General features: G+C 63.5%; 11 protein-coding genes and 1 pseudogene. 11 read left to right on the top strand and 1 reads right to left on the bottom strand.

Going from position 1 to position 13,413, the window contains the following annotated elements:
• Window positions 1-113 precede the first annotated feature (113 nt).
• On the bottom strand, window positions 114-1,439 hold the full coding sequence (tolC, locus tag OKB81_RS15355; RefSeq protein WP_029313618.1) for an outer membrane channel protein TolC: 1,326 nt from the start codon (window positions 1,437-1,439) through the stop codon (window positions 114-116).
• A gap of 306 nt (window positions 1,440-1,745) precedes the next feature.
• On the opposite strand from tolC, the gene nudF reads away from it, so the two are divergent.
• From nudF to parC, 11 genes and pseudogenes are all read left to right on the top strand, one after another.
• The gene (gene nudF / locus OKB81_RS15350) at window positions 1,746-2,387 is read left to right on the top strand and encodes an ADP-ribose diphosphatase (RefSeq protein ID WP_010672772.1); all 642 of its coding nucleotides are present in this window, start codon (window positions 1,746-1,748) and stop codon (window positions 2,385-2,387) included.
• A gap of 99 nt (window positions 2,388-2,486) precedes the next feature.
• Window positions 2,487-2,933, top strand: a complete 447-nt coding sequence (locus OKB81_RS15345) for a DUF1249 domain-containing protein (protein WP_160838912.1) — start codon at window positions 2,487-2,489, stop codon at window positions 2,931-2,933.
• 27 nt (window positions 2,934-2,960) lie between these two features.
• Window positions 2,961-3,779, top strand: a complete 819-nt coding sequence (gene cpdA, locus OKB81_RS15340; RefSeq protein WP_041214382.1) for a 3',5'-cyclic-AMP phosphodiesterase — start codon at window positions 2,961-2,963, stop codon at window positions 3,777-3,779.
• Between the two features lie 9 nt (window positions 3,780-3,788).
• The gene (locus OKB81_RS15335) at window positions 3,789-4,376 is read left to right on the top strand and encodes a YqiA/YcfP family alpha/beta fold hydrolase (RefSeq protein WP_045523103.1); all 588 of its coding nucleotides are present in this window, start codon (window positions 3,789-3,791) and stop codon (window positions 4,374-4,376) included.
• 2 nt (window positions 4,377-4,378) lie between these two features.
• Window positions 4,379-5,002 carry an NUDIX hydrolase gene (locus tag OKB81_RS15330; RefSeq protein ID WP_270805305.1) on the top strand — a complete coding sequence of 208 codons (624 nt, stop codon included), beginning with the start codon at window positions 4,379-4,381 and terminating at the stop codon, window positions 5,000-5,002.
• A gap of 36 nt (window positions 5,003-5,038) precedes the next feature.
• Window positions 5,039-5,443 (top strand): GFA family protein, encoded by a 405-nt coding sequence (locus OKB81_RS15325; protein WP_160838916.1) that lies wholly within the window; start codon window positions 5,039-5,041, stop codon window positions 5,441-5,443.
• Window positions 5,444-5,614: 171 nt separating this feature from the next.
• Entirely contained in the window at window positions 5,615-5,857 is a 243-nt protein-coding gene (locus OKB81_RS15320; RefSeq protein WP_202395197.1) for a DUF1656 domain-containing protein, read from the top strand.
• Window positions 5,850-6,716, top strand: a complete 867-nt coding sequence (locus tag OKB81_RS15315; RefSeq protein ID WP_160838918.1) for an efflux RND transporter periplasmic adaptor subunit — start codon at window positions 5,850-5,852, stop codon at window positions 6,714-6,716. Before OKB81_RS15320 ends, OKB81_RS15315 begins: the two co-directional genes overlap by 8 nt.
• Before the next feature lies 1 nt (window position 6,717).
• A pseudogene (locus OKB81_RS15310) lies at window positions 6,718-8,721 on the top strand (FUSC family protein).
• Between the two features lie 113 nt (window positions 8,722-8,834).
• Complete coding sequence (parE, locus tag OKB81_RS15305) at window positions 8,835-10,745, top strand: DNA topoisomerase IV subunit B (protein WP_042877707.1); 1,911 nt, start codon at window positions 8,835-8,837, stop codon at window positions 10,743-10,745.
• A gap of 250 nt (window positions 10,746-10,995) precedes the next feature.
• Window positions 10,996-13,290, top strand: coding sequence for a DNA topoisomerase IV subunit A (gene parC, locus OKB81_RS15300; protein ID WP_160838920.1), 2,295 nt, complete (start codon window positions 10,996-10,998; stop codon window positions 13,288-13,290).
• The last annotated feature ends 123 nt before the right edge of the window (window positions 13,291-13,413 follow it).

Below are 13,413 nucleotides of genomic sequence, written 5' to 3'. Positions count from 1 at the left end.
CGAAACCCAACAAGGAGTTTCGGATTCTTACACAGCCTGAGGATCGGTCAATGGATCCTTAACTGATCGGCATTAGACCCCGGGGTCGCCTTTTCTCATGGTGTGCGCCTGACTCAGGACTTCTTGGTGACCTGGGCGGCGGGCATCAGACCCTGGTTCACCTCTTCCAGATCCTTCTGCTCCAGGATGCCGGCGGCCTGCTTGAGGGAGAGGATGCTGAGGATGTAGTTGTAGCGGGCCTCGGAGAGCTTCTGCTTGGCCTGATACAGCTTGCGGGTGGAGTCCAGCACGTCGACGATGGTGCGGGTGCCCACCTCGTAACCGGCCTCGGTCGCCTTCAGGGCGCTGTCGGCGGAAATGACGGACTGGCTGTAGGCGCGGACCGAGCCGATGCTGGCGTTCACGTTGTTGTAGGAGGAGCGGACTGTGCTCTGTACCGAGCGGAAGCTGCGTTCGAGCTGTTCGCTGGCAGCCACGTAGTTGAACTGTGCCTGCTTGACCTGGGAGGTGGTGGCCCCGCCGGTGTAGATGGGCAGCTTGAAGTTCAGGCCGATGTTGCCCTGATTGCTGTTGCTCTCGGGGTTGCGGATCTCGTCCTTGTAATCGTTGTAACCGGCGTTCAGGCCGGCGCCCAGATCCAGGGTCGGTTCATGACCGGTCTTGGCCAGATCGATCTGCTCCTTGGCGATGTCCTTGCCGATGCGGGCGCTGTGCAGCTCCAGGTTCTTGTCCAGGGCCAGTTCCAGCCACTTGTCGGAGTTGAACGCGGTCTTCTGCGGGCTGAAGCGATCGGTGTTGAGCACGTCCAGTTGACGGTGGTCGATACCGGTCAGCTCGCGCAGGCTCTCGTAGCTGTTGTCCAGGGTGTTCTCGGCATTGATCTCGTCCGCCAGCGCCTGATCGCGCTCGGCCTCGGCTTCGTGCACGTCGGTGATGGCGGTCAGGCCCACTTCGAAGCGCTGCTGGGTCTGTTCAAGCTGACGCTCGACCGCGGTCTTGTTGGCACGCACGAATTCCAGGGTATCCATGGCCTTGAGCACGTCGAAGTAGGCCTGGGCGGTACGCAGCATCAGGTTCTGGTACTCGAGGTTGTAGGCCACGTCGGACTGGGTGGCGCTCTTCTCGGTCAGATCCAGGTTGACCCAGTTGCTGCGACGGTAGATGGATTGATCCAGGGTCACGGAGCCGGTAGCGCCCGTGTTGGTCATGGTGTCGTTCTTGTTTTGCAGGTAGTTCAGGCCGGCGCCCAGGTTGATCTGGGGCAGCAGGGCTGCACGGGATTCGTTGATCTTCTCGAAGGCCTGGTCCCGCTTGGCCTTGGATTCCAGCAGCTGGGTGTCCTTGATCTGGGCCTGTTGGTAAATATCGAGCAGGTTTTCGGCATGAGCGGCGCCGCTCACACCCAGCATCACCATGACTGACAAGAGTGTTCTTTTCATATGATAGTTTTAACCTTTTGTATCAACCCAAAGCTGTCCGCTGGATGAAGGGGGGATTGTCACCGACCAAGCTTGATTTCAGCTTAACCACTCTACTATAAGCAGATTTCATTGCGAACTGTCTCTTTTCCAGCTGCGGAAACGTCAAGGTCCGGGGCGAGTTTTCTCGGCAACGCGCCTAGCCAAATGCCCTGTGGCTGCTAAAATCCTTCCCTCATCGTCGGCGAGAGCGAGTGAATGAATGTTCATTCATGCCCCCGAATATTATGGTCAAACCAAGCCAAGTCAAGCTGGCAGGAGTCTCGAATGTCACAGCAAGCCTTGCCTCAAACCTGCCACTACTCCAGCGATGATGTGAAAATCATTGAAAAATCAGCTGGATATAATGGCTTCTTCAAGGTGAATGTCTACCGCCTGCAACACAGGCTGTTTGCCGGTGGCTGGAACGCGCCCATCGTCCGGGAACTGTTCGAACGTGGCCATGCCGCCGCCCTGCTGCCTTATGATCCGGTGCGGGACGAGATCGTGCTGGTGGAGCAGTTTCGCATCGGCGCCATGGAGACCAGCGCCACCCCCTGGCTGCTGGAGCTGGTGGCCGGCATCATCGATGAAGGGGAGACCGCCGAGGCAGTGGTGCGGCGCGAAGCGGTAGAAGAGGCAGGGATCGAGGTGGGACGCTGCGAACACGCCATCAGCTATCTGGTGAGCCCGGGTGGCAGCACCGAGCGCATCGAGGTGTTCGTGGGCGAGGTGGATGCCAGTCAGGCCAAGGGGATCCACGGTCTGGCGGAAGAGGGGGAAGACATCCGGGTCCACGTGGTGAGCCGCGAGCAGGCCTATGCCTGGCTCAAAGAGGGGCGCATCGACAATGCCGCCTCCGTCATCGCCCTGCAGTGGCTGGCCCTGAATCACGGCGAGCTGCGGGCACGCTGGCTGGCGGGGCGCTGAGGTGACGCTCGTTCAGACCCGGGTCAGGTGCCCTGTGTCCGACTGGAACACTGTGCAGTGGGTCCACCCTTCATGGACCCTGATTGAGGGAGCCGCGACATGTCATTAGTCCAGAGCCCGATGAAGCGCTATGTGCCTGATTTGATGTCCTTGCAGCGTACCTGCGAGGTCAATTACATGGCGCTGATGAAACTGTTGCCGCCTGGCGGCAGCGTGGGTGCTGAGCGCCGCTATCAGGTCGGCAACGGCCTGCAGTTCCAGCTCACGGTGAACGAGGAGAGCCGCTTCACCAGCCAGGTGATCCTGGCCCAGCACAACCCCGAATTGCCGAGCTACTTGCAAGCCCGGATAGAGATTCGTTTGTATCATGATGTGCGAATGGCGGAAGTGTGTGCGGCGCAACAGATTTCAATGTTGCAACCACGTTATGATTATCCCAATCAAAAAATGCATCACAGGGATGAAAAGGAGCAGGTAAATCTATTCTTGGCCGATTGGTTGAGATTTTGTCTCAAACACGGCACCAGCCTGATTAACATCCTCTAGTCGAACCCATAAAAAAGAAGCGTGATTTTGGAAACAGAGCTACCTCAGGCGCCGGACGGCAGTGTGCGCCTGTTACAGATTACCGATACCCATCTCTTCGCCAGTGCCGAGGGGCGGCTGCTGGCCGTGCCCACGGCGCAGAGTCTGGCCGCCGTGCTGGAGCGGGTGCAGGCCAACGAGCACCCGTTCGATCTCATCCTCGCCACCGGGGATCTTTCCCAGGATCACAGCCCGGAGTCCTACCAGCGCTTCGCCTCCATGATGGCGCCCCTGGCTCGCCCCATCTACTGGTTGCCCGGCAACCACGACGACGGCCCCCTGATGACCGAATACCTCCATGCGGCCGGCATCAGCGAGGCCAAGCAGCTGGTAGGCGAGCACTGGCAGGTGATCCTGCTGGATACCCAGGTGCGCGGCAAACCCCACGGGGTGCTGGGGGATCACCAGCTGGCGGCCCTGGATCAGGCCCTGCGCCAGCATCCCGAGCGCCATGCCCTCATCGCCCTGCACCATCAGGCGGTGCCGGTGGGCTGCGCCTGGCTGGATCAGCACAACCTCAAGAATGCCGACGACCTGTTCGCCGTGCTGGCCCGCCACCCGCAGCAGAAGACCATCCTGTTCGGCCACGTCCATCAGGAGTTTGACGAGGTGCACCACGGAGTGCGGCTCATCGCCAGCCCCTCTACCTGCATCCAGTTCAAGCCGCTCTCCGACGGTTTCGCACTGGACGAATCCGGCCCGGGCTGGCGCTATCTCACCCTGCACCCGGATGGCCGGGTGGCGAGTCAGGTGTGGCGCCTGCCGCTGGGGCAGTTCGTGCCCGACCCCAATGCCACCGGTTACTGAGGGGTTGCCATGAAGCCCGTACTCCTCTACCTGCACGGTTTCAATTCATCCCCCGGCTCTGCCAAGGCGCAGCAGATGGCGGCCTGGGTGGCAGAGAACAGGCCCGATATCGAGGTGGTGATCCCGGCCCAGCCCAACACGCCTGCGGCCGCCTGGGCTGCCATCGAGCAGGCCATCGCCGACCTGAAGGCCCGCCACGGCAGCGCCCTGCGACTGGGCGCCGTGGGCAGCTCCCTCGGTGGCTTCATGGCCACGCGAGTGAGCGAGATGTACGGTTGCCGCGCCGCCCTCATCAACCCGGCGGTGCGCCCCCACGAGCTGCTCTGCGACTACCTCGGCCCCCAGACCAACCCCTACAGCGGCGAACGCTATGAACTGCTGCCCGGGCACATGGACGAGCTGAGAGCGCTGGCGGTGCCGGTGACTGCTCCCGAGCGGCTCTGGGTGCTGCAACAGCAGGAGGACGAGGTGCTCGACTATCGCAAGGCGCTGGACGAATACCGCTTTGCCCGTCTCTCCCTGGAGTGCGGCGGCGATCACGCCTTCACAGGCTTCGAGCGTTACCCCGCCCAGATCGTCCGTTTCCTCGGGCTCTAGCCATGCAACCGCCGTTGGCCGCCTTCCTCGAACAGGTGCTGGCCACGGCCCAGGCGGGGCTCACCTACTCCCGGGATCCCTTCGACATCGCCCGCTTCGAGGCGCTGCGAGCGGCCACGGTGATGCTCATTGCCAGCCAGAGCGAGCAGGCCCCCGACGCCATCGGCGACTGGATTTCCCTCGACAGCGGCTATCCTACCCCCAAGCTCGATGTGCGGGCCTTCATTCAGAACGATGCGGGCCATATCCTGCTGGTGCAGGAGCGCAGTGAAGGTTGCTGGACCCTGCCGGGGGGCTGGTGCGACATCGGCGATTCGCCTGCGGACGCCGTGGTGCGGGAAGTGGTGGAGGAGACCGGCCTCGTCTGTCGGGCGGTGCAACTGCTGGCCCTGTTCGACAAGCTCAAGCATCCCCATCCCCCGCAGTTGCCCCACGCCCACAAGGCCTTCTTCCTGTGCGAGGTGACGGGGGGCGCTCTGCTTACCGACACCGATGAAACCAAAGGGGCGGGGTACTTCCCCATCGACGCCTTGCCCGAACTCTCCCGCCACCGGGTGGTGGCGTCCCAGTTGCGCACCCTCCATGACCATCTGTCGCAGGGGCGGGGGGATACCCTGTTCGATTAACCGGTTCGCAGCCTGACACTGCGGCAAGGAGGCAGCATGATCACACGCATCGGCAATACCCCCATCCAGAAGAAACACAAGGCGAGCTGCCACTGCGGCGCCGTGGTGCTGGAGCTGACCCTGCCGGATGGCGTGGTGGATCCGCGCCGCTGCGACTGCTCCTTCTGTCGGCAGCGTGGGGCCATCGTCGCCTCGGTGCCGCTCTCCGGCATCCGCATCCTGCAAGGGGAGGCGGCGCTTCGCTGCTACCAGTTCAACACCCGCACCGCGAAACACTACTTCTGCAGCGTCTGCGGCATCTACACCCATCACCAGCGCCGATCCAATCCGGCGGAATATGGCTACAACCTCGCCTGTCTTGAGGGGGTCAACCCGTTCGATCTGGGAGAGGTGCCGACCCGCGACGGGGTGCATCACCCGGCAGATACCGTAGCCGATTGAACGCGAGGTGACTGCCCCGACGGGTGGCGGGGAGGACGGGCGAGGCGTTGTCGTGCCACTCCCGTGACGACACCTCAGGGGGTCATCTGCTTGTGTAGCCCCCGCCACGGCTGTGTTAACCTTGCCCTGTCCGTCTCCCGGCGGACCCCGGCCTCTCTCTTCATTCCATCTCTGCCAACAGGGGGCACACCCGTGACGACTGCTTCAGCGCTGCCGGATCTGATCCTCGGGGCCTCGCTCTACTTTCCGCCCCTGTTCAAGGCTGTGCTGCTCGGCCTGCTGGGCTGGCTGCCGGTGCACCATCTGCTGCGGGACTGGCTCTACGGTGGGGATGTCTGGCATCCCCTGCTGATGGATCTCTCCCTCTTCATCCTCGCCGTCAGTGGCGCCCTATGGATATTGCTACATGGCTAAATCACCCCTTGCGACCCTCAAATACTTCTCCACCCTGCTGGTCTTTGCCCTGGCGCTGGTGTCGCTCTGGTGGCTGTGGAACGACTACATGCAGGGTCCCTGGACCCGGGATGGCAAGGTGCGGGCCGAGCTGGTCAGCATCACGCCCCAGGTGTCGGGCAAGATCGTCAGGATAGGGGTCAAGGACAACCAGCTGGTGAAGGTGGGGGACCTGCTCTTCACTCTGGATCCCGAGCCCTATCGCATCGCGCTGGACAACGCCAGCGCGGCCCTGGCCAAGGCCAGGTCGGATCTCGACAAGGCGGAGCACGAGGCGAACCGTCGCCAGAGTCTCTCCCGCACCGTCATCTCCGCCGAGGCGGTGGATGAATCCAGGCTCAATGCCCAGGCGATGAAGGCGGCTTATGAGGTGGCCCAGGCCAATCTGGAGCAGGCCAGATGGTCCCTTGCCCGGACCGAGGTCCATGCTGCGAGCGACGGCTACATCACCAACCTGCAGGCCAGGGTCGGCAACTACGCCACCGCCGGGGTGCCCCTGGTGGCCCTGATAGACACCCACTCCTTCTATGTGCAGGGCTATTTCGAAGAGACCAAGCTCAGGCACATCGCCCCCGGCAAACCGGCCGAGGTGGTGCTCTACAGCGGGGATCGGGTACTCAGGGGGGAGGTGGAAAGCATAGGGCGCGCCATTCACGATCAGAGCCTGGAAGGCAGCGAGGGGCTGCTGCTCGACGTCAAGCCGAACGTGCCCTGGGTGCGCCTGGCCCAGCGGGTGCCGGTGCGGATCAGGCTGCTGGCGATTCCCCCGGATCTGGTCTTGATCGCGGGCACGACCTGTACCATCACCATAGGGGACTAGAGTGATCCCCTCGCTCTGGCGCCAGACCCCCTGGGGCAAGGCCAACGGCGGACAGTGGCGCTACGCCCTGCGCAATGCCCTGGCCATGTGCCTGTCGCTCTGGCTGGCGTTCGTGCTGCAACTCGACTCTCCCTACTGGGCCATGACCTCCGCCGCCGTGGTGAGCTTTCCCACCGTGGGGGGCGTCATCAGCAAGAGCCTGGGGCGGGTGGTGGGCAGCCTCATCGGCGCCATGGCGGCGGTGATGATCACCGGCCTTGGCATCGGTGATCCCTGGCTCTTCAGCCTGCTTATCGCCCTCTGGCTGGGGGGTTGCACCTACATCTCCAACCACCATCAGAACAACGTCTCCTACGGTTTCGCCCTGGCGGGCTATACCGCCGCCATCATCGCCTTCTCCTGCGTCAACCTGACCGACCCGCAACATATCTTCGACATCGCCCAGGCCCGGGTGAGCGAGGTGATCGTCGGCATCCTCTGCGGCGGCCTGATGATGATGATCCTGCCGAGTTTCTCCGATGGCGAGACCCTGCTGGACTCCCTTGGCAAGAGCCAGACCCGGCTGCTGGAACATGCCCAGCTGCTCTGGCTCGGGGAGACGGGCGCCGATGTGCGCACCGCCCACGAGGGGGTGATCGGTCAGATCCTCACCCTGAACGTGCTGCGCATCCAGGCAGTCTGGAGCCACCACCGCCTGCGCCGCCACAACCAGTTGCTGAACTATCTGCTCCATCGCCAGCTGAGGATGGTCAGCCTCATCTCGGGGCTGCGCCGCATGCTGCAACACTGGCCAGAGGACGCCGTCGACCCGGCCCCCATGCTGGCCGCCGTGCTGCGGGAGCTGGGACAGGGGGGCTGCGACAAGCTGCGCATTGCCCGCCTGATGGCGCCCTTCGTGGCCCGTTCGGGGGATGATTATCGCTGTCAGGCCTTCTGGCTGCGGCTGCGCCACTTCTGCTGGAGCTACCTGGAGTGTCAGCGCTGGCTGGAAAGGCTGGCCCGCCACGATGGCCAGGAGTGGCCGGCGCCGCCGCGCCACAGCTCTCTGACCAGTCACACCGACGGCCTGGAGGCGGCCTACAACGGGGGGCGTACCTTCCTCTGCGTGATGCTGGGCTGCACCTTCTGGATCCACAGCCAGTGGGATGCGGGCGCCGCAGCCCTGACCCTGCTCGCCATCTGCTGCGTGCTCTATTCCGCCACCCCGGCCCCGGCCAAGGGGGCCCAGACCATGCTCAAGGCCATCGTGCTGCTCAGCTTTATCTGCTTCGGGGTCAAGTTCGGGCTGATGATCCGCATCGACGACTTCTGGATCTTCTGCGCCCTGCTGTTCCCCGCCCTCATCACCCTGCAACTGCTGAAATTGCAGCGCCCCCAGGGGGCGGCGCTCTGGGGCCAGCTCATCGTGCTGCTCGGCTCCTTCCTCGCCATCACCAATCCGCCGAGCTACGACTACCTCGCCTTCGTCAACAGCAGCCTTGCCCAGGCACTGGGGGTGATGAGTGCAGGGCTGGCGTTCCAGCTGCTGCGACCTAGCTCGGATCGGCGCAAGAGCCGCCGCCTGATGCATCGTCTGCGGCGTGATTTCGTGGACCAGCTGGCCCCGGCCCCGCATCAGAGCGAGGGGGAGTTTGAATCCCGGGTCTATCACGCGGTGAGCCAGCTCAGCCAGAGTCAGGATCAGGGGGCCCGGCTCTGGGTGCTGCGCTGGGGCGTGGTGCTGCTCAATTGCAGCCACATCGTCTGGTAGCTCAGGCTTTGGCGCAGCCGGGATCCGGCCCTCTATCTGGTGCGGGACGGCTGTCTGCGCTGCCTGAAAGGCATTCTGACCGAAGGGGGCGTGCAGCACGAGACCCTGGGGCGCACCCTGGCGGAGCTGGACCGCATCAGCCAGGGGCTGGGGGAACATGCAGACCCGGTGGCCCGGGCTCTGGCGGGGCTGGTGTGGCGACTTCACTGCTCCCTCTCCCAGCTTGTGCAGGCCCTGCCCGGGGAACCCGCCTGATCCCGGGCGGGGAGGCCGGAGCCCCTCTGGATCACCCTTTGCGAGCGCCCCATTTGTCCCGGGCCCTCCCTGCGAGTAAGATTCCCCCCAAACGTCAATTCGCAAGGCCCTCCATGTCCACTCAATACAATGCGGATGCCATTGAGGTCCTCAATGGCCTTGAACCGGTGCGTCGCCGCCCCGGCATGTACACCGACACCACCCGGCCCAATCACCTCGGCCAGGAGGTCATCGACAACAGCGTCGACGAGGCGCTGGCGGGTCACGCCCGCAATCTGGAGGTGATCCTGCACGAGGATCAGTCCCTCGAGGTGATCGACGACGGTCGCGGCATGCCGGTGGACATCCACCCGGAGGAAGGGGTCTCCGGCGTGGAGCTGATCCTCTGCAAGCTGCACGCGGGGGGCAAGTTCTCCAACAAGAACTATCAGTTCTCCGGTGGCTTGCACGGGGTGGGGATCTCCGTGGTGAACGCCCTCTCCGATCGGGTCGAGGTGACGGTACGCCGGGACGGCCAGGTCTATGACATCGCCTTCGAGCGGGGCGAGAAAGTGCAGGAGCTGACCATCACCGGCACCTGCGGCCGTCGCAACACCGGCACCCGGGTGCGCTTCTGGCCAGAGGCGCGCTACTTCGATTCGCCGCGCTTCTCGGTCTCCAAGCTCGAGCACCTGCTCAAAGCCAAGGCCGTGCTCTGCCCGGGCCTCACCATCAAGTTCCTCGACAAGAACACCGGCATCAAGCTTGAGTGGTGCTATGAAGACGGCCTCAAGGATTACCTCATCGATGCGGTCAAGCAGTTCACCTGCCTGCCGGAGCAGCCCTTCGTCGGCTCTTTCAGTTCCGAGCAGTCGGCGGTGGACTGGGCCCTGTGCTGGTTGCCGGAAGGGGGCGAATGCCTCGCCGAATCCTATGTGAACCTTATTCCCACCGCGCTCGGTGGCACTCATGTCAACGGCCTGCGCCAGGGGCTGCTCGACGCCATGCGCGAGTTCTGCGAGTTCCGCAACCTCTTGCCCCGCGGGGTCAAGCTGACCCCGGAAGACATCTGGGATCGCTGCGCCTACATCCTCTCCATCAAGATGCAGGACCCGCAGTTTGCAGGGCAGACCAAGGAGCGACTGTCGTCCCGCCAGAGCTCGGCCTTCGTGTCGGGCGTGGTGAAGGATGCCTTCAGCCTCTATCTGAACAGCAACACCGAGCTGGCCGAACAGCTGGCGGAGCTCTGCATCTCCAGCGCCCAGCGCCGGATGCGCGCCGCCAAGACGGTGGTGCGCAAGAAGATAACGCAAGGCCCGGCCCTGCCCGGCAAGCTGACCGATTGCGGCTGCGCCGACCCCATGCAGGGGGAGCTCTTCCTGGTGGAGGGTGACTCCGCGGGCGGCAGTGCCAAGCAGGCGCGGGATCGCGAATTCCAGGCCATCATGCCCCTGCGCGGCAAGATCCTGAACACCTGGGAGGTGGAGGCCGGTCAGGTGCTCGCCTCGCAAGAAGTACACGACATCTCGGTGGCGATCGGGCTCGACCCCGACTCCGACGATCTCAGTGGCCTGCGCTACGGCAAGGTGTGCATCCTGGCGGATGCGGACTCGGACGGTCTGCACATCGCCACCCTGCTCTGCGCCCTCTTTGTGAAGCACTTCCGCACGCTGGTGGAAAAGGGCCATGTCTATGTGGCCATGCCGCCCCTCTATCGTATCGACATCGGCAAGGAGGTCTTCTACGCCCTCGACGAGGACGAGAAGAACGGCGTGCTGCAACGGGTCGAAGCCGAGAAGAAGAAGGGCAAGGTGATGGTGACCCGATTCAAGGGGCTGGGTGAGATGAACCCCAAGCAGTTGCGGGAAACCACCATGGATCCCAACACCCGCCGCCTGGTGCAGCTCACCATGGGCGCGGAAGGAGGGGCAGAAGGGGAAGATGGGGACGAGACCCTGCAACTGATGGATATGCTGCTGGCCAAGAAGCGCGCCGGTGATCGCCGCGAATGGCTGGAAGAGAAGGGCAACCTCGCCATCATCTAAAGCGAGTCGCAAGTACCCCGGCCCTCCCCTTCGCAAGGGGAGGGGGCCAAGCCTCTCCTCCCCCTCATGGAGGGGGAGGTTGGGAGGGGGGCTTGTGATTCACCGTCGGCCCCCTGCCGACCCGCATTTCCGGCGTGCCCTCTGAGGGCGTGCCATAGCAAGAGAACAACCTTATGAGTGATGCTATCGAGCTCAGTCTGTTGGATGAAGTAGAGCGCCAACCAGCTCCCGAACCGAAAGAGATAATCACATGAGTGATGCCATCGAGCTCAGTCTGGACGGGGTAGAGCGCCAGCCAATGCGCACCTTTACCGAGCAGGCTTACTTGAACTACTCCATGTACGTCATCATGGATCGGGCCCTGCCGCATATCGGCGACGGCCTCAAGCCCGTGCAGCGGCGCATCATCTACGCCATGAGCGAGCTGGGGTTGTCGGCCCTCTCCAAGCACAAGAAGTCTGCCCGTACCGTGGGTGACGTGCTGGGCAAATACCACCCCCACGGCGACATCGCCTGTTACGAAGCCATGGTGCTGATGGCCCAGCCCTTCTCCTACCGCTACCCGCTGGTGGACGGCCAGGGCAACTGGGGTGCGCCGGACGATCCCAAATCCTTTGCCGCCATGCGTTATACCGAGGCGCGGCTGTCGCGCTTCTCCGAACTGCTGCTCTCCGAGCTCGGCCAGGGCACGGTGGAGTGGACGCCCAACTTCGACGGCACCATGAAGGAGCCCGTGGTGCTGCCCGCCCGCCTGCCGCACATCCTGCTCAACGGGGTGACCGGCATCGCGGTGGGGATGGCGACCGATATCCCGCCCCACAACGCGCGGGAAGTGGCCCACGCCTGTGTGGAACTGCTGGACAACCCGAACGCCGGCCTGGATGCCCTGATGGCCCATGTGCAGGGGCCGGACTACCCGACCAATGCCGAGATCATCACGCCCCGCGATGACATCCGCAAAATCTACGAGACCGGCAAGGGTTCCATCAAGCAGCGGGCGGTGTGGAGCGAAGAGGATGGCGACATCGTCATCACGGCGCTGCCCCATCAGGCCTCAGGCGCCAAGATCATGGAGCAGATTGCCGCCCAGATGGTGGCCAAAAAGCTGCCCATGGTCACCGATCTGCGGGATGAATCGGACCACGAGAACCCGACCCGTCTGGTGATCGTGCCGCGCTCCAACCGGGTGGATGTGGAGGGGCTGATGGCCCACCTGTTCGCCACCACGGATCTGGAGAAGAACTACCGGGTCAACCTAAACATCCTGGGTCTGGACAACCGGCCCCAGGTCAAAGACCTCAAGACCATTCTCACCGAGTGGCTGAGTTTTCGCCGCGAGACCGTGCGTCGCCGCCTGCAGTATCGCCTCGACAAGGTGCTGGCCCGCCTGCACATCCTCGAAGGCTTGCTCATTGCCTACCTCAACATCGACGAGGTGATCGAGATCATCCGCACCGAGGAGGAGCCGGGCCGGGTGATGATGGAGCGTTTCAATATCACCGAGACCCAGGCCGAGGCGATCCTCGAGCTCAAACTGCGCCACCTGGCCAAGCTCGAAGAGTTCAAGCTGCGCGCCGAGCAGAATGAACTGGCCGAAGAGCGTGACAAGCTGGAACTGATCCTGGGTTCCGAGCGCCGTCTCAGCACATTGCTCAAGAAAGAGATCCTGGCGGACGCCGAGAAGTACGGCGATGATCGCCGCACCCCGCTGGTGGAGCGTGCCACCGCCGTGGCCCTGACCGAGAAGGAGCTCACCCCGAGCGAGCCGGTGACCGTGATCCTCTCTGACAAGGGCTGGGTACGCGCCGCCAAGGGCCACGACGTGGATGTGGAGGGCCTCTCCTACAAGGCGGGGGACGGTTATCTGGCCCACGCCCATGGCCGCAGCAACCAGCAGGCGGTGTTCCTCTCCACCCTGGGGAGAACCTACTCGCTGGAGGCCCATACTCTGCCCTCCGCCCGCAGTCAGGGCGAGCCGCTCACCGGTCGCTTCGCGCTGGGGGCCGGTGAAGAGGTGCGCCATCTGGTGATGGGTAACGAGGGCGAGCCGTACCTGATCTGTTCCGACGCCGGTTACGGCTTCGTCTGCCAATACGACGACCTGACGGCTAAGAACAAGAACGGCAAGGCGCTGCTCACCGTGCCGGAAGGGGGCATCGTCATGGCGCCCCAGAAGATAGGCGCGCCGGACACGGATCTCTGCATGGCCATCTCCAACGAGGGGCGCATGCTGCTGTTCCCGCTCAATACCCTGCCGGTACTCGGCAAGGGCAAGGGCAACAAGCTCATCAGCATCCCGTCGGCGCGGGTCAAGGCGCGGGAGGAGTTTGTGGTGATGGCGGCCGTCATTCCGCAAGGCCAGTCGGTCACCCTGTTTGCCGGCAAGCGCAAGCTCACCCTGAAACCGTCCGATCTAGACTACTACCGCGGCGAGCGCGGCCGCCGCGGTGCCAAGCTGCCCCGCGGTTTGCAGCGGGTGGATCGTATCGAGATTGAACCCGCTGCCGGTGCAGAACCGGCAGCCGGGGAAAATCAGGAAGGGTAAGGTAGTAACCAATCAACAGAAAGGAGCGATTAAATCGCTCCTTTCTTTTTCCTGATTACCCATGATTAGCAGTCAGTTACCACGAACTATACTGATCTTACGTACAGTTATCGAGGTGCGAGA

The sequence above is a fragment of the Aeromonas sp. QDB56 genome, assembly GCF_027705505.1.
Lineage (GTDB): Bacteria > Pseudomonadota > Gammaproteobacteria > Enterobacterales > Aeromonadaceae > Aeromonas > Aeromonas caviae.
Note: the sequence above shows the minus strand (reverse complement) of the source record. Positions and strands in the feature narration are given on the sequence as shown.

Coding starts and splice junctions, on each gene's coding strand:
- tolC (WP_029313618.1), bottom strand. CDS start 1,439: ATGAAAAGAACACTCTTGTCAGTCATGGTGATGCTGGGTGTGAGCGGC.
- nudF (WP_010672772.1), top strand. CDS start 1,746: ATGTCACAGCAAGCCTTGCCTCAAACCTGCCACTACTCCAGCGATGAT.
- OKB81_RS15345 (WP_160838912.1), top strand. CDS start 2,487: ATGTCATTAGTCCAGAGCCCGATGAAGCGCTATGTGCCTGATTTGATG.
- OKB81_RS15335 (WP_045523103.1), top strand. CDS start 3,789: ATGAAGCCCGTACTCCTCTACCTGCACGGTTTCAATTCATCCCCCGGC.
- OKB81_RS15330 (WP_270805305.1), top strand. CDS start 4,379: ATGCAACCGCCGTTGGCCGCCTTCCTCGAACAGGTGCTGGCCACGGCC.
- OKB81_RS15325 (WP_160838916.1), top strand. CDS start 5,039: ATGATCACACGCATCGGCAATACCCCCATCCAGAAGAAACACAAGGCG.
- OKB81_RS15315 (WP_160838918.1), top strand. CDS start 5,850: ATGGCTAAATCACCCCTTGCGACCCTCAAATACTTCTCCACCCTGCTG.
- parE (WP_042877707.1), top strand. CDS start 8,835: ATGTCCACTCAATACAATGCGGATGCCATTGAGGTCCTCAATGGCCTT.
- parC (WP_160838920.1), top strand. CDS start 10,996: ATGAGTGATGCCATCGAGCTCAGTCTGGACGGGGTAGAGCGCCAGCCA.